At 39.8% G+C, this 21,504-nt stretch carries 20 protein-coding genes and 1 pseudogene; 7 read left to right on the top strand and 14 right to left on the bottom strand.

The window, feature by feature from the left end:
* Nucleotides 1–290: 290 nt before the first annotated feature.
* Nucleotides 291–701 carry a hypothetical protein gene (locus tag H6G41_RS32155; protein WP_190752195.1) on the bottom strand — a complete coding sequence of 137 codons (411 nt, stop codon included), beginning with the start codon at nucleotides 699–701 and terminating at the stop codon, nucleotides 291–293.
* Nucleotides 691–1,584 (bottom strand): pirin family protein, encoded by an 894-nt coding sequence (locus tag H6G41_RS32150; protein WP_190752194.1) that lies wholly within the window; start codon nucleotides 1,582–1,584, stop codon nucleotides 691–693. Before H6G41_RS32150 ends, H6G41_RS32155 begins: the two co-directional genes overlap by 11 nt.
* A gap of 276 nt (nucleotides 1,585–1,860) precedes the next feature.
* Between H6G41_RS32150 and H6G41_RS32145 the strand changes: the two genes are divergently transcribed.
* Nucleotides 1,861–2,400, top strand: a complete 540-nt coding sequence (locus H6G41_RS32145; RefSeq protein ID WP_190752193.1) for a PadR family transcriptional regulator — start codon at nucleotides 1,861–1,863, stop codon at nucleotides 2,398–2,400.
* Between the two features lie 523 nt (nucleotides 2,401–2,923).
* Here the strand turns inward: H6G41_RS32145 and aroF are convergent.
* The 6 genes from aroF to H6G41_RS32115 form a co-directional block, all read right to left on the bottom strand.
* On the bottom strand, nucleotides 2,924–3,979 hold the full coding sequence (aroF, locus tag H6G41_RS32140) for a 3-deoxy-7-phosphoheptulonate synthase (RefSeq protein WP_190752191.1): 1,056 nt from the start codon (nucleotides 3,977–3,979) through the stop codon (nucleotides 2,924–2,926).
* 437 nt (nucleotides 3,980–4,416) lie between these two features.
* Entirely contained in the window at nucleotides 4,417–4,914 is a 498-nt protein-coding gene (locus H6G41_RS32135) for a PAM68 family protein (RefSeq protein ID WP_190752189.1), read from the bottom strand.
* Nucleotides 4,915–4,925: 11 nt separating this feature from the next.
* On the bottom strand, nucleotides 4,926–5,195 hold the full coding sequence (gene rpsO / locus H6G41_RS32130; protein WP_190752187.1) for a 30S ribosomal protein S15: 270 nt from the start codon (nucleotides 5,193–5,195) through the stop codon (nucleotides 4,926–4,928).
* A 109-nt stretch (nucleotides 5,196–5,304) separates the two neighbouring features.
* Nucleotides 5,305–6,975, bottom strand: coding sequence for an alpha-amylase family glycosyl hydrolase (locus H6G41_RS32125; protein WP_190752185.1), 1,671 nt, complete (start codon nucleotides 6,973–6,975; stop codon nucleotides 5,305–5,307).
* Between the two features lie 201 nt (nucleotides 6,976–7,176).
* On the bottom strand, nucleotides 7,177–8,031 hold the full coding sequence (locus tag H6G41_RS32120) for a cyanophycinase (protein WP_190752183.1): 855 nt from the start codon (nucleotides 8,029–8,031) through the stop codon (nucleotides 7,177–7,179).
* Between the two features lie 333 nt (nucleotides 8,032–8,364).
* Entirely contained in the window at nucleotides 8,365–8,568 is a 204-nt protein-coding gene (locus tag H6G41_RS32115) for a hypothetical protein (RefSeq protein ID WP_190752181.1), read from the bottom strand.
* Between the two features lie 344 nt (nucleotides 8,569–8,912).
* On the opposite strand from H6G41_RS32115, the gene H6G41_RS32110 reads away from it, so the two are divergent.
* Nucleotides 8,913–10,823, top strand: a complete 1,911-nt coding sequence (locus H6G41_RS32110) for an acetate--CoA ligase family protein (RefSeq protein ID WP_190752178.1) — start codon at nucleotides 8,913–8,915, stop codon at nucleotides 10,821–10,823.
* A 159-nt stretch (nucleotides 10,824–10,982) separates the two neighbouring features.
* On the opposite strand, the gene H6G41_RS32105 is transcribed toward H6G41_RS32110, so the two are convergent.
* The 4 genes from H6G41_RS32105 to H6G41_RS32090 all read right to left on the bottom strand — a co-directional run bounded on the left by H6G41_RS32105 (nucleotide 10,983) and on the right by H6G41_RS32090 (nucleotide 15,051).
* Nucleotides 10,983–12,026, bottom strand: a complete 1,044-nt coding sequence (locus tag H6G41_RS32105) for a 3-deoxy-7-phosphoheptulonate synthase (protein WP_190752176.1) — start codon at nucleotides 12,024–12,026, stop codon at nucleotides 10,983–10,985.
* Between the two features lie 277 nt (nucleotides 12,027–12,303).
* Nucleotides 12,304–13,962, bottom strand: coding sequence for an alpha-amylase family glycosyl hydrolase (locus H6G41_RS32100; RefSeq protein ID WP_190752174.1), 1,659 nt, complete (start codon nucleotides 13,960–13,962; stop codon nucleotides 12,304–12,306).
* A 469-nt stretch (nucleotides 13,963–14,431) separates the two neighbouring features.
* Nucleotides 14,432–14,815, bottom strand: a complete 384-nt coding sequence (locus H6G41_RS32095; protein ID WP_190752173.1) for a DUF1823 family protein — start codon at nucleotides 14,813–14,815, stop codon at nucleotides 14,432–14,434.
* A gap of 86 nt (nucleotides 14,816–14,901) precedes the next feature.
* Nucleotides 14,902–15,051 carry a hypothetical protein gene (locus H6G41_RS32090; RefSeq protein ID WP_190752171.1) on the bottom strand — a complete coding sequence of 50 codons (150 nt, stop codon included), beginning with the start codon at nucleotides 15,049–15,051 and terminating at the stop codon, nucleotides 14,902–14,904.
* Here H6G41_RS32090 and H6G41_RS32085 point away from each other — a divergent pair.
* From H6G41_RS32085 to hisD, 3 genes are all read left to right on the top strand, one after another.
* Complete coding sequence (locus H6G41_RS32085; RefSeq protein ID WP_190752169.1) at nucleotides 15,051–15,347, top strand: acylphosphatase; 297 nt, start codon at nucleotides 15,051–15,053, stop codon at nucleotides 15,345–15,347. The two genes, H6G41_RS32090 and H6G41_RS32085, sit on opposite strands and share 1 nt — an antisense overlap.
* A gap of 446 nt (nucleotides 15,348–15,793) precedes the next feature.
* The gene (locus H6G41_RS32080; RefSeq protein WP_242038127.1) at nucleotides 15,794–16,411 is read left to right on the top strand and encodes a hypothetical protein; all 618 of its coding nucleotides are present in this window, start codon (nucleotides 15,794–15,796) and stop codon (nucleotides 16,409–16,411) included.
* 275 nt (nucleotides 16,412–16,686) lie between these two features.
* Nucleotides 16,687–17,973 (top strand): histidinol dehydrogenase, encoded by a 1,287-nt coding sequence (gene hisD / locus H6G41_RS32075; protein ID WP_190752167.1) that lies wholly within the window; start codon nucleotides 16,687–16,689, stop codon nucleotides 17,971–17,973.
* Between the two features lie 179 nt (nucleotides 17,974–18,152).
* Here hisD and fba read toward each other — a convergent pair whose 3' ends face one another.
* Together fba and H6G41_RS32065 are read right to left on the bottom strand one after the other, a co-directional pair.
* The gene (gene fba, locus H6G41_RS32070; protein WP_190752166.1) at nucleotides 18,153–19,232 is read right to left on the bottom strand and encodes a class II fructose-bisphosphate aldolase; all 1,080 of its coding nucleotides are present in this window, start codon (nucleotides 19,230–19,232) and stop codon (nucleotides 18,153–18,155) included.
* A 700-nt stretch (nucleotides 19,233–19,932) separates the two neighbouring features.
* Nucleotides 19,933–20,235: pseudogene (locus H6G41_RS32065) on the bottom strand (CHAT domain-containing protein); the annotation flags it as partial.
* Between the two features lie 304 nt (nucleotides 20,236–20,539).
* Between H6G41_RS32065 and H6G41_RS32060 the strand changes: the two are divergent.
* Nucleotides 20,540–20,818 carry a BrnT family toxin gene (locus tag H6G41_RS32060; protein ID WP_190752164.1) on the top strand — a complete coding sequence of 93 codons (279 nt, stop codon included), beginning with the start codon at nucleotides 20,540–20,542 and terminating at the stop codon, nucleotides 20,816–20,818.
* Nucleotides 20,781–21,059, top strand: coding sequence for a BrnA antitoxin family protein (locus H6G41_RS32055; RefSeq protein WP_190752162.1), 279 nt, complete (start codon nucleotides 20,781–20,783; stop codon nucleotides 21,057–21,059). The genes H6G41_RS32060 and H6G41_RS32055 overlap by 38 nt, the downstream gene beginning before the upstream one ends.
* The last annotated feature ends 445 nt before the right edge of the window (nucleotides 21,060–21,504 follow it).

Genomic DNA, 21,504 nt, shown 5'->3' with positions numbered 1-21,504 from the left:
GTTCGGTTGCTGCGGCGGTCTCTCGCCTCAGCACTCATCTAACATAGCAATTGTTTTTGCCATTCGTCAAGGGTTTCAACAAAAATTTTTGAGTTCTTTTGAATCTACTTTTATCACAAGGGTTTGCGCTGTTTTTAGAGATGGCTATAGTTGGCTTGGAGAAAGGACATGAGTTGCTAACTATATATAGTGCAGCTAACCCACCTGGAGGCAGGTGGGTTAGTTGTACGAGTTTGCCCGTAGCGAAGTTAACTACTAACAAGCGATGTGTTATGAATCCCTACTATGACTTACTTGGATGCCAAAAGTTGTGACACCGCTGCATGTGCCAAGACAACGTCTGGTTCACGCTGGAGAGCAGCATAGTACTTTCTGGCAAAAGCATTACCTAATTGTGAGGGTATTATTAGCCTACGAGCATCAGCAATTAAATGTTGGACAGATTCCGGTAATATGGGTTCATCTGCTGCTAGCATTTCGTCAATTTGCACAACTAGCTTAGAAATATGATGTAACCAAGCAAATTGCTCGTGATCGATGACTAGTTGTAGAAGTTCTGCGCTTGATACTCTGCCGCTTACTTGTTCGTAAGCAATGCGTTCTGTTTCTAGTAAGGTGGAATGCAGACTAAGGAATTTGTTGCGCAAATTACGTAAAAATTGCTGTTGATTGATTCGTTGTAGAAGTGTGTTAGAAGTCAATTGAACCCATCCTCCCGTTGCGATAGTCGGCAATTGCTTGAATAATTTCGGCTTCAGTGTTCATGACAAATGGGCCGTAGCGAACAACTGGTTCGTTTAGGGGTACACCAGCGATGAGTAGTACATCTAATGGTGATTTGGTATTCGATGAATTTACGATCGCTATTTCCTCACCGTCTTGTGCAAACAATACCATTTGCCCATCTCCTGCCAATTCTTTTTCTGTACCAAATAGGCCTTCGCCATCAAGCACATATATAAAAGCATTGTATTCTTTTGGCACAGGTTGCACTGCGATCGCTCCTGGTTGCAGTGTAAAATGTAAGTACATAATCGGAGTTTGCGTTTGGATCGCGGATCTTGCTCCTAAAGCTTCTCCTGCTATAACGTTTACCTTCACCAAGCCATCTTCTGTTTGCGCAGTAGGAATTTTTGCGGCAGGAATTTCTTGATAGCGCGGTTTTATCATCTTATCTTGTCTGGGTAGATTCACCCAAAGCTGCAATCCGTGAAGTCTGCCGCCAGTACGACCAAATTCCCTTTCTGGCATTTCTGAATGAACTAGACCTGCGCCGGCTGTCATCCATTGCACATCCCCTGCACTAAGCTTTCCGGCATTTCCTTGAGAATCTTTATGTTCAAAGCACCCATCTAGGATATAGGAGACTGTTTCAAAACCTCTATGAGGATGATCTGGTGCGCCTTTTGCTTTACCTGGTTCAACATCAATAGGGCCAAGTTCATCAAGGAGGAGAAAGGGATCAAAGTCGGTAAAGCTGCTATTGGGAAATGGACGACGCACCAACATTCCTTCTCCTTCTAGGGTTTGTATACTATTGATGATTCCTGCAACTGTTCGTATTGTTTGTACTTGAGTCGTCATTAATCTCCTCCTTGGTAACTTGATAATCGGTACAGTAAAGAAGATTCACATAGCCTTAATCCGCACTTACACCAGATACAAATTTCTCTAACTTAGCTGATGGATGTAGATAGTCATATGTGGCGGCTTGTTTAGTTTCAAACCAAGTATTAACTTTGTTTGACTAAGCACACTTTTACATGTTATTTCATATATATGATCAATCTTATAGTAGCATAAGATTATATAAAAAGTGATAGATTGAGTTTCCCCTACTTTAGCTTCGGAAAACCGCCTATGTCCTTAGCTCATACAATTCTCGGTCTGCTTCAGCAAGAAGAGATGACAGGTTACGATCTGAAAACGACTTGTTTCGATCAATGTGTTGCACATTTGTGGCCCGCAGACCAGGCACAAATTTACAGAACTCTAGATAAATTAGTTGAGCAGGGTTGGATTAGTTGTAGTGTTGAAATTCAAAGCGATCGCCCTAACCGTAAGGTGTATTCTGTTACAGAAGCAGGAAAAGCTGAATTTATTCGGTGGTTGCAATGTCATCAGCCTTTAACAACAGTCAGAGAACCCTTACTGGTGCAGTTATTTTTCGCTGCCCAATTACCGAATGCAGCCATTATTAAATTGCTAGAACAACAGCTAGCTATACGCAACAAGAAACGGGCTGAGTGTGACAATATTCAAATACCGAAGCTGGAAGATTGTACAAATCGCGAGCAGATAATGCAACGACTGGTATTAGATTTGGTAAGTCAACGAGAACAAACTTATGTTGATTGGCTGAAAACAGCAATTAATGTTATTGAAAATACATCTAACTAGATATAGTAATCTTAAATAATTTGTGAAATATTACATGCAGGTTTGCTGATTGTTAATCGTTGACATTTAACAGCAAAAATCAATATTTTTCACAACTGAAATAGGATTGCTATAGCTGTGATTGATATACAAATTGATGAGGGTATGACCTAATGTGTAATACCCTGAATTATGAGTGTTAAATTTCTATTTAACCCAACCTTTAGTTGCTTTAGCAATGCGCTGTCCACAACATTCCTAGGTGAGGCGCTAGCTTTGATTTAAAACTGCTGGATTACTACTTATCGTTAGAGAACAAGACAATGCCTTGACCCTACAATCTGTCGAATTATCTTTTTAAATTGGTATAATTAAATCAACAATAAATGCTGAGTTTTCTTTAAACTTCTACTAGAGGAATATGTTTATCTATACCAAAAGTTTTATTTTTACCAATTCATCAATTCACAGATAAAAAAGATGCAGGCAGATAAACACTAATATTTATCTGTCTGCATCTTAGTTATTTTTTGACTGATGAAAATTAAACTACAGCAACTGCTGTTTGCCAACGTCCTACAGCCTTACCAACTACGGCTAATTCTTGCATTAAGTGTTCAAAAGCATCTGGCGTCAGGGATTGAGGCCCATCTGATAAAGCTTTTTTGGGGTTGGGGTGAACCTCAATCATGAGAGAATCAGTACCAGATGCGATCGCAGCCATAGACATAGAAGGCACAAACTCAGACCAACCCGTACCATGACTAGGATCGATCATAATTGGTAGATGAGTTAACTTGCGTAAAACAGGCACTACCGATAAATCCAGAGTATTGCGAGTATACTGACGGTCAAAGGTGCGAATTCCCCGTTCGCATAAAACTACATTCGCATTACCCGCCGCTAACACATACTCAGCAGCCATCAACCAATCTTCAATTGTCGCCGCCATTCCCCGCTTTAAAAGTACTGGTTTGGATTGCGCTCCCACTTTTTTCAGCAACGAGAAATTTTGCATATTTCTTGCGCCTACCTGAATCATATCGGCAACTTCCGCGATTTTCTCCAGGTCGGCGGCGTCCATCACTTCTGTGATAATCCCTAGTCCACTAACTTCCCTGGCTTTCGCTAATAATTCCAAAGCACTCTCGCCATGTCCTTGGAAAGCGTAAGGAGAAGTCCGAGGTTTATATGCGCCACCGCGTAAAAACTTAGCTCCAGAAGCTTTGACGCGCTGCGCCGTATCAATAATCATTTCCTCATTTTCTACGGAGCAGGGGCCAGCGACTACAACTACAGGATGATGTTCACCAAAGACAACAGGCCCATCAGGAGTGTTAACCACCACTTCTGATGCTTCACCATGACGATATTGACGACTAGCACGTTTATAAGGCAACTCTACCCGCAAAACTTGCTCAATCCAAGGGCTAACTTCTTGAATTTGGAGGGGGTCTAAATCCGCAGTTTCACCGACTAAACCAATAACTACTTTATGTTTACCAACAATTTTTTCTGGTGCCAGCCCCCAACCAGTTAATTCTTCATTAATCCGATTGATTTCTGCCTCTGGGGAACCAATTTTCATTACAACAATCATATTAAATTCCCTGATTAGTTGAGTTGTTTGTTAGGGTGGTTGTCAAAAGAAGCTTGAGTTATTTAATGTGCCGTTATCTGAGATTTTGCAGCAGGTGCATTACGGCATAATCTATACTTACTCTAAGTTTCCGGTATTTTCTTTAATGTAATACACCGCCACTGGTAACAACATCGAAAACACTATTGAATATTTTTTCTTAAACTAATCTTTAGAAGCTTAACCTGATGAATAATCAATGGTTTAGCACAATTATTTATTTTGTATTAAATATTAAATATTAAAAATATAGCGCCCAGTATTTTTATGACTGAAGATTGGGGATATAAATAAACATAAATTTTTAATTAGCAATGTTGAAGTTATAAATTTCAACTTCAACATTTACTCTAAAATTTACCCAAAATTACAGTCTTCTAATAGCTGAGCGCCAAAAATCAAACCTTTTTCTGCCGAGTTTCTCGCCAAACATCCACCATACGTCCCCAATTGGTGCCGAACTCAGCCACACCAAACCAGCTACCAACTCTGTCTTCATCCCAAGAAGCAGAAAGCACACCATAGGTGATTCCTAATACTCCCAAGCCAAACAATGCCATGTTTACCAACAACACAGCAATGGGAGGTAGTCTGATGTCGGTATAGATGGTCAGTAGATAGCTAGCAATTAAAGTAGCAATACCTAAAGCTGTTGGTATACCACAAAATGCCGCTACTCGCCTAATCATCCTTTGGCTAACCACTTTAGGGATAGCTGTTTCCTCTTTGGTATAAGGTGGCTGCTGGGTTGTCTTTGTTGTTTTTGCTGTTTTTTTTGTCTTTCCACTAGATTCTTTTGGCGGTTCTGGTGGTTGACTTTTCGCTTTTGCTGGCTTTTGGCGTTTTGTATTCGGTTCAAAAGGTAAGCGGCTGCGTTCAGATTCTTCAGCAGACATAAGCGGTATCCTTAACCACGAATTCCCAAACGAGCAATTAAAGCTTGATATTTTTCTCTGCTTTCACTTTGGACATAGGACAGAAGGCGCTTACGATGTCCAATCAGCTTCAACAAGCCTCTACGAGAAGAATGGTCTTTTTTATTTGCTTGCAGATGTTCGCTGAGACGGTTAATCCGTTCAGTAAGCATAGCAATTTGGACATCGGCAGAGCCGGTATCAGTTTCGTGAACTTGATAGCTGGAAATGAGTTCTTGTTTGCGCTGTTGCGTCAGAGCCATGATTGATTTCAGTTCTAGTTATTCTAAATTTATGCAGCAGTCTCTAATAATATCACAGGCCTCAAGCTGTAGGGTGAATCAAGTGGTTAATCCAGGACTGAAGTCCTGACTACCTAGCAATGAATATCTTGGCTGTGTAGGGTTGGATATCGGTAACCAAACCATCTTCGCTTAATTTTACTGGCGTATTTGTCAACCAATCTTGCCAATTTTCGGCTTTCGGGAAGTTAGAAATCTGATAATTAGTGAAATTATGGTCAGCAAAATTGACTACAACCACGACTTGCGAACCTTGATTATCCCAGCGGACGTAGCTTAAAAGTTTCGCTTGTGCATCTTCGTGAAAAAACTCTATATTGTCACTTTGTAGAGCTGAATTATGTTTACGCAGAGCAATGAGTTTTTTGTAATAATCGAATAAATCGCGGTTTTCCGGTTTTTCTAACAATGGCCAAGCGATTTTCTTTGGCTGAGTGACTTTTTCGCTTTTGCGTTTGTGTTCGCCAAACTCTTCACCCATCCACAACATTGGTATACCAACTGCTGTCATTAACAGGACGGCGGCTAATTTGGCGCGGGTAAATGCAGCTTCATGAAAAATTCCGCGATCGCCTAATTCTCTAAATAAACGCTCGCGATCGTGTGTAGATAAGTAATTTATCACATTGGTAGCAGTTTTATAACCCTGCTGTCGCGGATCTAAAACCTGCTTGAGATGATCTAGTTCAAATTTTTCACCGCAAACATGAGGAATGATAAAGTAATGAAAACTTTCATGCCAACAAGCATCTAGCGGCCCTTCTGGTGCTGTAACTTCGCTAGTATCAGGAATATGTTCGGCAATGTTATAAAACGGTTTCTTAACAGTATTCTTTTTCGCTTGTTGAGCCAGCCAATGCAAAAATTCAAAGTTAGCTAATTGGCGCACCGCATCAAAGCGAATCCCATCAATGTGATATTCTTGTACCCAAAAACGCACCACATCTCCAACATATTGCCAAGCTGGTTTAACATCTAGTTTTTCGTCATAATTATCATAGTTAAACTCTGGCCCCCAGTAATTATCTGGGTCTTCTGGATAATGCATGTATTCGTAGTACCAGTAATTCCTGTCTATCAGCATTAACGGGCATTCTTCGTCAGTATGGTTATAAATTCCATCCATAAATACCCGAATGCCTCTACTATGACATTCGTCAATTAATCGCTTTAAATCTGCTGTTGAACCATAGCTAGATTCTGTAGCAAAAAAATGGCGGACTTTGTAACCCCAACTATAATCGCCAGGATATTCATTCACTGGCATTAATTCCACAGCATTAATTCCTAATTCTTGTAAGTAATCTAATTTTTCAATTGCATCTAAATATTTTCCTCGTTTTTCGCTATCAACCTCACCACCAGTAAAATCAGCAACATGCATCTCGTATATAACTAATTCATCATTATTTGGTAATGGGATATTGTCATACTGCCAACTATAACTATCAACGATTTTTTTACCATTCTTAATTTGCACTAAGCCAACTTTTTGTTGTTCATCAACATCTGTAGCATAAGGGTCTATTACATCTAACCATTGATCTGGGGAAAAATTAGGACTTTGACTTTGGACGCGAAACTTATATTGATAAATACCGTCTGCTAAATTGATTTGAATATAAAAATAACCATCTTCATTTTTTTTCATTGGCATTTCTTGCCAGTCAAAAAAAGAGCCTAATAAACTAGCTTTTTGATTCCGAGGTGCAAAAAATTTGAAATCAATTGAGCCAACCATTATTAATCCTTACTTTTTTAATCACAATAAATTCTCGAAAACAGCGGCAGTAAAATATTAAGTTAATGTTATAAATTCCCCTAACTTTCAACCGAAGAACAATTTTGTTTCTTCTTCAAGGAGTTGGGGGAATATTAACAGTCAACATTACTAAAAAATAAATGTTTACTTTCTAGTGAGTTCAAATACATCTACTAAAAGTTAGATATTTCCTGAACCAACAGGTACGGATGCATCTGCAATAGAGGCATTTTGGAGGATAGGTTGGCGAGTTTTGAGGTCAAATTTATAGCCATTGGGCAAGATATGAAGCTTGGCTCCGAAAATTGCCAATGACTCATCCTTTAAAATTTCGTCAATATTGTTGTGTGTGGCGTCTGCTTCATCAACAATTGTCACGGCACCTTCACCAACAACTTCAATTTGGTTATCAGTAACAACCATAGCGGTATTCTCATCAATGCCAAATCCTAGGTCAGCCGGTTCTTGTAATAAAGCAGAAATTAAGCGTCCAAGACGACCGCGTTGGGAAAAATGCTGATCGATAATTACTCCAGGTAAAAAGCCCATACCAGGGCCAATATTAACTATTTCAATTCGCGGATTTGTTTCCGAATCACCTTCTATAATCATAGTGTCAGGCATCACCGCAGCGCCAGCACTAGTACCTGCAACAACGACACCTTCAGCAAATCTTTGATGAATAGCTTCATCAAGTTGAGTATCTTTAAGGATGCTGGTGATGCGTGCTTGGTCTCCTCCTGTAAAAAATATCCCAGTTGCTTCATTAACTGCTTCTAAAGCGGTAGAAGATGATGCATCCTCACGAGTTTCTGTATCAAGTATCCGAACTTTTTCTGCGCCTAAACGTTCAAAAACTCTAATATAATTTTCGCCAACTTCTCTAGGCAGTTCTGTTGCTGCTGTCATAATGACAATATAAGCCTTGGTACCGCCTGCACGCCGTAAAAACTCCCGCAGGATTTGGCAATCTCCTTCTTTATCTTCAGCTCCACCAATTATTACTAACTGCCGTTTAACATCAGTCGTCACCATGATCTCACCTAAAATTTTTTGTAAGTATTTTCAATAAAGCATGACAATTACAGCTAGAAAATCATCCATTTGACAGATTAATAAATGAAGTAATAAAAATAAATTTCATCAAAAAAGTTTACTTAATTATTAGGAATTTAATCTAGCCATGCTTTATTTTAATTTTATCTTCTTGCTCAAAAAGACAATAAATAATTCATAAGCCCATAGAATTTCTCCTAGAGGCTTATCGAGTTATTGTTATTTATTCAGGAGCTAAATGTTCTTTGCTTGTTATGTAGAAGTGTTATAAAATATGCATCTTGATGGAGAAAATAATTTTACTCAACTTGTTTAATGGACTTGACTTCTATAAAGTAAATTGAGTAAAAAAAGACGAGCTTGGTCTAGAGGAAGATGCCTTGGTTTACCTTGGTAGACAATTTGGTACTCATTGATATCGGGGCCATCTCCATGACCAGAAATTAACTTAAGGTGAAATGCTTGGTCGGCAAGTTGCCGAACGTCATCTCTTAAAGAAACTTGTGAATTGTTCATACTTTGCCATCTCTTAAGATCCGTATTTTAGATATATAAGACTTGCCAATAGTTTGCACCTTTCAAAGGTTATATTTTTTAGGGTGAGTATTGGTGGAAAAATATTTTTGATCTCGTCCATACAGAGCAATAAATATGGAAACTGCTTGATTATGCCCTTAGATAGCTGAAAAAGTCTCTCAGTAGAGTTAAGCTATCTCAGTGAAAGTTGAGTTTTATACTCTGAATAGTCGTTAAGCGATCGCTTTTCCAGTAATAAATCGAATTAATTTATCATCGATAGGTCTGGGTAAACGCCTTTCAGCGTCCCGACTTCAGGGTGTTTAGCTAGAGGTTTATCATCAATGCTTCAAGAAAAAAGCACCGATGCAATCCGCATCAATGCCAGAAAAACTGACGTATTCGATATTTTCAAGTTCAAGCATTACACGGGCCCAAACCCTTATCTAGAAGTAGGGGCTTTAGTATTTAACTTTGTGCTGACGGAGTTGAGAAAACCTCTGCCTATTGAGGACTATGTATCTATTATTAGCGATCGCTATCCCAATTTAGGCAATCGAGAATACGAGTCCTACGCCCATCTGTTTGCCCAAACTCTATCCGAAGTCGGAAAACTAGAAATGGGCTTACACCTGACAAGATGGAATATCCAGCCAAATGCAGATTATGTGCGTATCGCTATTCAATCGCTTCACGAACGCACAACTAGGGGAGTAGTCTACTTTGTTTGGGATTGGTTTGAGGCGATTAACCGAGATGCAGACTTTCTGTTTGACGATGAACTTGCAAGGCTGCAAAATAAATTTAGACAATCTGCCTATGGTGGCCCTACAGTCTACGCCTTATTGCGTACAGCCTACGAAAAAGGTATTCCCACTTTTTATTTATGGGAAGAAGGATTAATGCAATACGGTTATGGCAAAAAACATATTCGTGGTATTGCCACAACTTTTGACTGTGATAGCCATATAGATTCTGACTTTACCACTCGTAAAGATGACTGCAAAGCTTTCTTAAAAACCTTGGGTTTCCCTGTACCTGAAGGTGATATTGTCGCTACAGAAAAGGATGCTTTAGCAGTAGCTAGAGAAATCAGCTATCCTGTCGCAGTTAAGCCTGTAGTAGGGCATAAAGGAATCGGTGTTACAGCTGAAGTACAAGATTCGGAAGAACTAGAATCTGCTTATGGTAGGGCGCTAGCGGCGATTCCCGATGAACAATCAACGCGGATAATTGTCGAGAAAAGCATATCCGGGGCAGATTTTCGCTTGCTATGTGTCAATGGTAAATTTGTCGCCGCTACAGAAAGGCGTCCCGCTTCAGTCGTTGGTGATGGTGACTCCACCATTGATGAATTAATTCGCCAAGAAAACCGCAAGCCTGCTCGTTGGGATACACCTACTTCTCCGATGAGTAAAATCCAACGTGATGAAGCGATGGAATTGTACTTAAAGGAACAGGATTTAACATTAGATAGTGTAGTTGAAAAAGACCGCACTGTTTATCTTCGCAAAGTAGCTAATCTCTCAGCTGGTGGTATTAGCATTAATGCTACTCATACAGTTCACCATGACAACATCATCTTGGCACAGGATATTGCCCAACACTTCCGGTTAACTTGTCTTGGTATTGATGTGATTACCAAAAGTCTCTCCGAATCTTGGAAAGATGGTAACTTTGCCATCTTAGAAATTAACGCCGCACCTGGTATTTTGATGCATCTTAACCCGGCGGTTGGTGATAGTGTTGATGTGCCTGCGCATATTTTAGGTACATTTTTTGAGTCAGGTACAGAGGCCAGAATACCAATTATTACCTTTAATAAAATCTCTGTGCATGAGTTGCAAGAAACAATAGACCATATTCTTTTACAACATCCTGACTGGACAGTTGGCGCTGTTTGTCGTGATGGAGTTTTTGTTAATCGGTCGAAAAAAGTTTTAAGCAAAGATTACAACACTAATGTTCAAAGTTTGTTACGCAATCCCAAGCTTGATTTACTAATTGCCGAATATGAAGACGAGATTTTAGAGCAGGATGGGATGTTTTACCAAGGTACTAATATGGTGGTTCTTGATAATCCCACGGAAACTGAGATGATGTTAGTTAGGGATGTTTTAGAAACTTCGACAGTAGTGATTAAGAAAGGAAACAATGTTTCGATTAGCCGTAAAGGGTTAATTGAAGATTACACGTTGGGCGAAGATGAGCCTTTTACAAGGGTTTATTTGAAAGAAGTGGGGACAATTTTATGAGGTAAAAGAAATAAAGATTTTAAATTTCTGAAGATTACAGATGAAACATCAACCTCCTCAAGTTATTTACATGAGGAGGTAAATTATACCAATTAAAAAAAAGAGATGGTAGGGGCATGGCATTGCCATGCCCTCTAGATAGTCACTAGTACCTGTTTGTTACTTCAGCTTTTCGTATGCAGCCAAAATAATTCTTTCTGTTTCCTCCCAGCTAATACATTTGTCTGTTACTGAGACACCATATTTTAATTCTTCTTTCTTACAATTCACTGGCTGATTACCTTCATACAAATTCGATTCCAGCATCATGCCCACAATTGAGGTATTACCATCGACTACTTGTTGAATCACGCTTTCTAAAACCGCAGATTGTAATCTGTAATCTTTATTCGTATTTCCATGACTACAGTCAATGACAATTCTAGGTGGTAATTTTGCTTCTTTCAATTTTTCTTCTACAGTTTTGACGCTTTCGGCATCAAAGTTAGGTTGATAACCACCCCGTAAAATCACATGACCATAAGCATTTCCTCTTGTTTGAAATACGCTAACTTGTCCGTCTTGATTAATGCCTAAAAAATTGTGGGGTGTTCTGGCAGATTGCAATGCATTTAAAGCTACTTGGATATTACCATCTGTACCGTTTTTAAAACCCACAGGCATCGAAAGTCCGCTTGCCATTTCTCGGTGAGTTTGTGATTCGGTTGTGCGTGCACCAATAGCAGACCAAGCAACAAGTTCGCTAATGTATTGAGGGACAATTGGGTCTAATGCTTCTGTTGCCGTAGGTAATCCTAATTCGGCAATTTGTAATAGTAATTCTCTGGCAATTAATAAACCATTTTCTACATGGAAAGAATCATCCATTTCCGGATCGTTGATTAATCCTTTCCAGCCTACTGTAGTTCTGGGTTTTTCAAAATAAACCCGCATGACTAACAACAGTTTATCCTTGACTCGCTCTGCCAAAATCTTCAGTCTTTGTGAATATTCTAATGCCGCTTTAGGATCGTGGATTGAGCAAGGGCCAACAACGATGAATTTTCTTCTATCTTGAAAATCAAGAATTTGTTCTAATTCTTCCCTATATTTAAGAACAGTATCTTCGGCTGATTTTGTTAATGGTAATTTAGCTTTTACTTCGTTGGGAGTTAATAAAACGTGAGAATTCTCAATGTTGGCATCAAACAATGTGTGGCGCATGGAGCAGATCATGTGATTTATGCTACTATACTGAGGCTTAAAAATTATACACAGTTTCTAGGCCCAAACGAACGCCAAAATTAAAGAAATCAGAGAATTGTGAGAAAACTAAATTTTATATATTTATATATAGTTTGTAACGTTATCGACAAATTTGTATTTTATTAGACCAAGAAAATACTTTTTATTGTTGACAAATTTATTCTAAATTAAAAGGGGGCAATATTTTCCCCCTTTTTTAACTGCCTAAACTATTCGTAAGTACAAGTGTAATTAATTACTGCAATACAAATACTTTAGCTTCATAAGGCCCAATATCGGTAATGATGCCATCATCGCCAGATTCTACATCATAATTGCCTGTCCACTCATGCCATGTACCACCACAAGGAAAGTTAGGCACATGATACCCTGCTAGAAAGTTTTCGGAAAAATTAGCTACTACTACAACGCGAGAACCTTCACCATTCCAACGACTATAAGCAAGTATTTTTGCTTCTGCATTTTCATGAATAAAATCTATATTCTCGGTGTAAAGTGCATGGTTACTTTTACGCAAATGGATTAAGCCTTTATAATATTCAAGTAAGCTAGAATTGAGGTCATTAGCTAGTATTGTCCAGTCGATTTTGGCTGACTCTTGTTGTTTAGGCTTGTATTCACCAAATTCTTCAGCCATCCAAACTAAAGGGACACCAACAGCGGTAAACAGAATTGCTGCTCCTAATTTAGCTCTTCTAAAAGCTTCTTCATCGAAAATCTCCCGCTTACCTAATTCTACCATGAGGCGATCGTGGTCGTGGTTGGTGAGGTAATTGACCACATTGGTAGCACCCATAAAGCCTTGACGTTTGGCATCAATTACATCTTTCAGGCTTTCTAAATCAAAAGTGTCGCCACAAATATGTACTGTAACTGTATGACGGAAACTATCATGCCAGCAACCATCCATTGGCCCGTCTACATTGGTAATGCTAGTAGTTTCGGGAATGTGTTCGGCAATATTATAAAAAGGTTTTGCACCAGCAGTTTTCTTTGCTTCTTGCACAATCCAGTGCATAAAATCGTAGTTGGCAATTTGTCTTGCTGCATCATAACGAATACCATCTACATGATATTCTTCAATCCAAAAACGAATAGTATCACCAATAAATTTTCTGGCGGGATAGGTTTCTAAGTTTTCGTCGTAATGTTCGTAGTTAAACTCAGGCCCCCAGCTATTATCAGGATCGCGAGGCGCATGGTGATACCAATAATCGTGATCGATTTGAGTTAAGGGTGCGCTAGCTTCTGAATGATTATAAATACCATCCATGATGATGCGAATGCCTCTAGCATGACATTCATCAATGAGATTTTTTAATTCGGCTGTAGAACCATAACTAGATTCTGGAGCAAAAAAATAGCGTGGATTGTATCCCCAGCTATAATCTCCTGGATATTCTTTAACAGGCATTAATTCGATGGCGTTAATTCCTAATTCACACAAATAATCTAATTTTTCAATTACATGTTTATACTTTCCGCGTGCATAAGGATCGTCTTCTCCACCAGAAAAATCTGCAACATGCAATTCATAAATTACTAATTCGTGATCAGCAGGTAAATGTTTATCATCATGATGCCAAACATAGGTATCAACTATCCTTTCCCCATCTTTGATGTGAACTATACCATTATCTTTACCGCCTAATTCATCAATGTCGGTTGCATAAGGATCTGTGACATCTACCCATTGTTCTGGTTCAAAGAACCAAGAGTTTGTTTGGACGCGGAATTTATATTGATAAGCGCCGTCTTCTAAATCTACGGTTGTGCGGAAATAACCATCATCTCCTTTTTTCATGGGTATTTCTTGCCAATCAGAAAACGACCCAATTAATACTGCACCTTTGTTGTAGGGGGCAAATAAATTAAATTCAATTGGCTTCGACATATAATTATTTGGAGTAAAAAATCTTGTTAAGATTATTCTCTTATTGTCAAATGAAATTCGCCAATAGACCTGTGGAGATAATTAACTGATGAGTTCCTCTATCTAGGGATATAAGTTTTAAATTTTTTATATGATGTTTTAGTTAACAACAGATTATTGCTTTATGAGGTACAGATAATTATCTGTCTAAAACAATTTAGCCTTTCTATTTGTATACTTTATGCATTAACAAAGTGTTGTGTGCTTGAGCAACGAAACTCAACAAGCAACCGGAAATGTTGGGTTGAAGAAGTGAAACCCAACCTACTAGTGTGACTTAAATAAATATGAAAAAAATTAACCGCCAAGACGCCAAGTAAGCCAAGAATTAGAGATGAGGAATATTTGGCACAGCTTTAAAAAGAAACGATATGATATTGAAATTTTAGGGTGCGTAATAGTGCACCCTAAATAATAAACTGGATTATGATTAAACTGGATTGAGGTTGCTGCTAGGTGGATTCATGTAACTATACAACCAATTGGCTGCGGTTGCTCTGCGAGTTTGTCTAGGGCCAAATTCACCGATTTTATAACCTTTGAAACCTAATTTTTCTTTCAGTATTTGTTTGTTTTCTTTGGGGATGGAACGAGTTAATTTGACTGTGGCGGGACGACTGTCAATAAAATCTGGTGGTTGGGGGTATTCGTCTCGCCATTCTGGTATGACTTGGCTATTGTCCCATTCTTGTGTTGATGAGTTGTAGCGATAACCTAAGTGATACCATAACAATTGGTTGACTGTTGCATCATCAATGGTTTCGTTGAGAATTGCCCAAATAGTTTCTGTAGTGAGTGGTGGCAAATTAGACATAAGTACGTGAAAAGTTGAAATTGACAGGTTGGGTAATTGGTAATTGCAACTTTGGGATGTATTTGCTGGTTGACAGTTCCCAGTTTCTATTGTGGACAAGCATCCTCAAGAGCGATCGCAATTTCAGTGACCAACAATTTATCACTATTACCCAGCCAAATAGCTAAATGTCGGGATGATTTAATCCCTGTCGCAAAACCCGCTAAACTGGAAATCGTCAACCATAGACCAGTCAATGCCGAATTCTACACCAATACCAAAGCTAATTCGCGCCCATGTTTGGATTTCTGGAAGAGTCCAAGGGGTTGGTTATCGCTACGCTACAGTAGATACAGCTAGTCAGTTGGGATTAACTGGCTGGGTGCGTAACCTTCCTGATAGTCGTGTGGAAGCAGTTTTTGAAGGTGCGCGGGAAGTAGTAGAAGATATGGTGCGCTGGTGTCATAGCGGCCCGCCTGCGGCTGTGGTACAAAATGTAGTGGTGGAGTACGAAGAACCGGAGGGTTTACGAGGTTTTGACGTTAGGCGTTAAGACGAAATCCTCAGATAAATTTGGCTCTCAGGATGAATATCAGCTTGTAAACAATAAAATACAGGTTTAAGAATTTATTCACGCATAAATTGAGATTTTTTATATAGCCAAATTATCTACTTTATTAACTAAGTAAAGTTTAGTTGAGAGTGTGCGATCGCATCGGCACGGATAAAAATTGTAGCTATATTTGTAATATACCTATCTGCTAATTAAGTTAAGTAGCATAAAGGATAAATACTCATGATTAATTTGCGGATAATTTTTATCGTAAATAAAAGGGTTTAAGACCCCTACGTCTATACGTAGTATAATTTTCAGTCGGGGTTTAAATCCTGTCTGAAATTGTCTTTAATTTTGAATTTTGAATTTTGAATTGTTAAGGCTAAGTTTTAGATTCAGTTATGTTAATGCACTCCAAGGATAACAATCACAGAATTTGGAGTTTGACTAGACTGGCAATAGTAGGATTAGGTCTAGTATCTCTAAATTTAGCGACAACAGGCATTATTTATTCGCAGCCAGTAGTAGCACAGTCAAGGAATAGATTAGCTAAAACATCTGGGGAAATACCAGTAGTTAAATCGGCGGCTTTGGGTGCAAATATGGATGTACCTTGGTCAAAACTGGTAAGAATTGAAGACCCTTTTGAAGGTAATTATTTAGGGATTTTTGACCGCAATTATTTCTGGAGTAATTTTGTTAATAATAATGCCAGGGTAGAAGTAATTAGCCTGTGGAGTCGCAATTCTATTCGCGTGCTTTTAGCTTATAGCGCTCGCAATTGTGCTTATCGTTCATACTATCATACTTTGCTAGCTGCACCTGAATGTTTAGTTTCTCACAATACACTCAAGATTGATAACCTGTATATCAAAATTGGCGAACAGGTTTTTCGATTAGCAGGAAACAACGGTACATTTCAAGTTAGTGATGAGTTAGCAACTGCTTTGAAAAATTCACCTGCGAAAAATGTCACTATTAGACTTTTATCAGAAAGTGGAGAAGCGGTTGATAGCCAAATCGGTAAAGGAACTGTAGAGGGTTGGAAATCTGTTTACTAACAAAACTTATGCGGTGATTACCAAAAATATTAATTTAATTAACCGCCTTCGCGTAGCGTCTCGCAGAGAAGACGCCAAGAACGCCAAGAATTTTTAGAGTGTGCGTAAGTCTTAACTAAAAGTAGATAATTTCTCAAAAGAAAGCTATACCTAGATGTGTGAAACGACAAAATAATACCCGCAAAATTCAGGGTTTTTCGACATAACTATAAGGTAAAATGTTATAGATCGTACTTCGATTTATTATTGACCTTAGCGCATTTAAGATACTGTCCATGCAGCTACTTCAAACAACCGACAAAGATTTTTCTACCCAATTCAAAGCACTTGTAAACGATCGCCGGGAAGCAACTGTTGATGTTAGCGGGACAGTAAGAGAGATTCTGGCTGATGTCAAAGCTCGTGGTGATGCGGCAGTTAATGAATATACCAGCCGCTTTGACAATTATAATGCTCAGTCTTTGCGTCTAAGCGATCGCTTTATTGCCGATCTAGCTGCCCAATGTCCGGCGGATGTGACAGCAGCTTTAGAACTAGCCGCCCAAAGAATCGCGGCGTTTCATGAAAAACAACTACCCCAAGATATCGGCTATACCGATACAGTCGGCGTAAAATTGGGCTTAAATTGGGTAGCGCTGTCGAAAGTGGGGATTTATGTACCGGGGGGACGCGCTAGTTATCCGAGTTCGGTATTAATGAACGCCCTACCAGCCAAAATTGCTGGCGTTGAACGAATTGTGATGACAGTACCCATGCCTCGCGGTGAGATTAATCCCGCAGTGTTGGCAGCTGCTAAAATTGCTGGGGTGACAGAAATATATGGTATTGGTGGGGCACAAGCGATCGCAGCTTTAGCTTATGGTACAGAAACTATAGCCCCCGTGGATAAAATAGTCGGCCCTGGTAACGCCTATGTTGCCGAAGCTAAACGTCAAGTATTTGGTACGGTAGGAATTGATAGTATTGCCGGGCCATCAGAAATTCTCGTAGTTGCCGATAATCAAAATAATTCCGAATGGATTGCATGGGATTTGCTATCACAAGCCGAACACGATCCCAGCGCCCAATCTATTTTAATTACCGACTCAGCCGAATTTGCCGAAAAAGCGATCGCATCTGTTGAGCAAGTTTTAAATAACCTAGCAACCAAAGCAGTAGCTAGCGCCAGTTGGGAGAAACATGGGGCGGTAATTATTGTTAACGATTTAGCCGAAAGTATTCCCCTCATCAACCAGCTAGCACCAGAACACATAGAATTGTGTATTGATAATCCCCAATTACTCGCCAATCAAATTAAATGCGCTGGTAGCCTATTTTTAGGACGCTACACACCAGAAGCCATAGGTGATTATTTAGGCGGGCCAAATCATGTCTTACCAACCTCCCGTTCCGCCCGTTTTGCTTCTGGCTTAAGCGTTTACGACTTTTTAAAGCGCATCACCTATTTAGAATGCAATCAACAAGCTTTACAGAAAATTGGTCAAGCAGCAGTCACCCTAGCCACAGCCGAAGGACTACCCGCACACGGCGGTAGCGTAGCCATACGATTAGCAGCAGAATAGAGATTGTTGACACTTCGACAAGCTCAGTGCGGCGCTGTTGACCGTTGACTGTTGACCGTTGACCAATGACAACTGACAAAAAACCAGGTAACTCAACCGCTACCTGGTTTTTTAAAATCACAATTTCCAGACTGATTGGAGCATAGCAATGCTTTGCTCCTAATTATTGTTTAACAAAATTAAACTTTAGCAGCTGCCTTAGTGATCATTTTAAGTTCGCCTTTAGCGTACTTAGCAGCGAAATCTTCCAAAGAAACTTGCTTAATCTTGCTAGCGTTACCAGCAGTACCAAATTGCTGATAGCGTTCTGCACAAACCTTCTGCATGTAAGCGATAGAAGGCTTGAGGAAGTGACGGGGGTCAAATTCCTTAGGATTCTTGCTTAAAGCTTCACGTACCGCAGCAGTAATAGCCAAACGGTTGTCGGTGTCAATATTTACCTTACGTACACCGCTCTTGATACCTTTTTGAATTTCTTCTACAGGTACGCCGTAGGTTTCAGGAATTGCACCGCCGTACTCGTTAATTAAAGCAATCAAATCTTCAGGTACAGAAGAAGAACCGTGCATTACCAAGTGGGTGTTGGGTAAGCGGCGGTGAATTTCTTCAATGCGGCTGATTGCCAAAATTTCGCCAGTAGGCTTACGAGTAAACTTGTAAGCACCGTGGCTGGTACCAATAGCTACAGCCAAAGCATCTACTTGGGTTTGTTCTACGAAGCTAACAGCTTCGTCGGGGTCTGTCAGTAATTGGGAATGGTCGAGTGTACCTTCAAAACCATGACCATCTTCAGCTTCACCCGCACCAGTTTCTAGAGAACCTAAGCAACCGAGTTCGCCTTCAACGCTGACGCCCAAAGAATGAGCTACATTCACAACTTCGCTGGTAACACGGACGTTGTACTCGAAGCTTGCTGGTGTCTTAGCATCCGCTTCCAACGAGCCATCCATCATGACGCTGGTGAAGTTGTTCTTAATTGCTGAATAGCAGGTAGAAGGAGCATTACCATGATCTTGGTGCATGACAATGGGAATGTGAGGATAGGTCTCTACCGCTGCCAAAATCAGGTGGCGGAGGAAGTTTTCTCCTGCATAGTTACGAGCGCCACGAGAAGCTTGTAAAATTACGGGGCTATCTGTCTCAGCAGCAGCCTTCAGGATTGCCTGAATTTGTTCCAAGTTGTTAACGTTGAAAGCTGGGATGCCGTAACCGTTTTCAGCCGCGTGATCCAACAACAGCCTTAATGGTACAAGCGCCATAGATAGTCCTCCTAATGTGGTTGTCAGCTAGTCGGTGTGAGAGAAGCGTAATTATTTACCATTAATGTAATTGTTACGCTAATCTTAAGAGTTTTTTCAACATATAGGAAATTATAACTATTGAATGGTGTTTATGTTGAAAAAGTTTACGCTACAACTCATAAATGTGCCTTATGTTCACGATAGCTTACTGTAAAGTCTGCTACGCCACAGTTTGGGGCTTTGGTAGTCCTGTATCCTAGATCATTGACTTCAAGAATGTCATCAAGTCCTGAAAATCAATCAAGTTGATAATTGCTTGACAAATGCTGCATAATTTACAGTCATTGCGTACTCCTTTGGAGAACCCAAAGAGTACGAAGTGAACCAATCCCAACCCTTTTACCGCAAGGAACTGAAGTTCGGAGCTAATAGCCAAAGTCATCTCAAGATGACTAAAATATCCTCAAAATCTTGAGTCTACTTCAGTAGGGGCGGGTTCACAGATATGCTCCAATAATTCACGACTATCTCGCTTAACCCGCCCCTACTTAGACTATTAGCCTTGAGCAAAGTCGTACTGCGTTCGACGAAGTCGTTCCCGTAGGGTAGCAGAATCCGCAGGGTAAGGCGGGCGACAAAGCTAAGACAGGGGCTATTTTTAGCTTAAGTTGATATCAATGCACTGCCCACGCCCTAGCCGATGCTAAAAATAATACCTTTACAACCCACTCAAAATAATTCCATCCTTAGCCCGCATATAAAGCACAGGTGTTGCAAAATCAGGTTTATCTAAGCCGACTTCCATTGAAATGGTGTTACGGGTGGATTGCATGGCTGTGTCTACAGGCTTACCCAAAGCAAGAGTGCGGTAAAACTTGTCCGCAAACAATTTAGCGGTAGAGTCTAGGATGGAATATTGCATGGCGACTACTGCGGGGATTCCCCGACGCACTAAGTTAGGTGCTATACCTGCAAAAGCTTGGTTGTCAGACAGCGCCGCACCTTGACAGGAATTTAGTACGGCTAACCCTAAGCTGCGGTTGCCTAAGAAGAAATTAGCGAAATCGCTGAACTATTAGCCAAATAGTAGCAAAATATTCTAAATCACAGCAATTAATCTGTAAATAATAGCACAGCATTCCTCATACCTGTTTTAATCTTTGATGGTGCGGCGCTTGGCGACAACACACCCTACATTGTGCCTAAATTTAAAGTAATAGTGCGTAGGCGTAGCCCGCACTTCGGCAAGCTCAGTGAGCATCGTAGACATCGCTTTCAATGATAGATAATAGAGCAATAGCCCGATTAACAGTTTTTAGACCTGAATGCAATTTGAGTGGGATGAAGCGAAAAATCTTGAAAACATACAAAAACATCAAATTGACTTTGCAGACGTTCCTGAAATGTTTGATAGTCCAATGTTGATTGAGTTAGATGACCGTTTTGATTATGGTGAAGAACGTTGGATTGGTATTAGTTTTTTAAGAAACTTAGTGGCGGTAGTTGTCTGGACTGAAAGACAAGGTGATGTTATCCGAATTATCTCAGCACGAAGGGCGAACCGATATGAGCGCAAACGATTTGAACAATACCTCGCAAACTAATTGGGAAGCATTAGAATCGATGTCAGATGAAGACATTGATTATTCAGATATTCCGCCATTAACTGATGAATTTTTTGAAAAAGCTACATTGCGAATTCCGACGGCTCAAGCCAAAAATTTGATTCAATTAGACCCAGATGTAATAGCTTGGTTTCAAGCTCAAGGCTCAGAATATAAAACACTCATCAACGCTGTTTTGCGTCGTCACATTGAAAGCAGCGCCGATCAACAATCCGCATAATACTTGAGTGTATTTCTTTATTGGTAATGAGATCGCCTGGAATTGTTGCTGGTGCGTTGCGCTGCGCGACAACACACCCTACATTTTGCCTAAATTTAAAGTAAGAGTGCGTAGGCGTAGCCCGCACTTCGGCAAGCTCAGTGACCATCGTAGACATCGCTTTCTCGCCCTTGTTATTACCCACATACAGAGTATTTCCGATAAATAAAATACACAGGTAGGGGCATCAGCACTGCTGTGCCCCGATAATTATCTGTACCTCACCAGCTTGCAATCTGCTGTATATTTTTTAACTACCGCTTCTTTGTGACTAGCAATTGAAATAATATTGGCAATACATCGATCCCAAACTCCGCACTTCAAATTGAAGTATAAGGAGATTACAAGCAAGAGAAAAGCGCAAAGATAAAAATGATTAAGAAATAGAATAAAAATGGATATCTTT

The organism is Tolypothrix sp. FACHB-123 (assembly GCF_014697075.1).
In the GTDB taxonomy this organism is placed as follows: Bacteria; Cyanobacteriota; Cyanobacteriia; order Cyanobacteriales; family Nostocaceae; genus Aulosira.
This window is presented reverse-complemented; position numbering and strand designations above follow the sequence as displayed.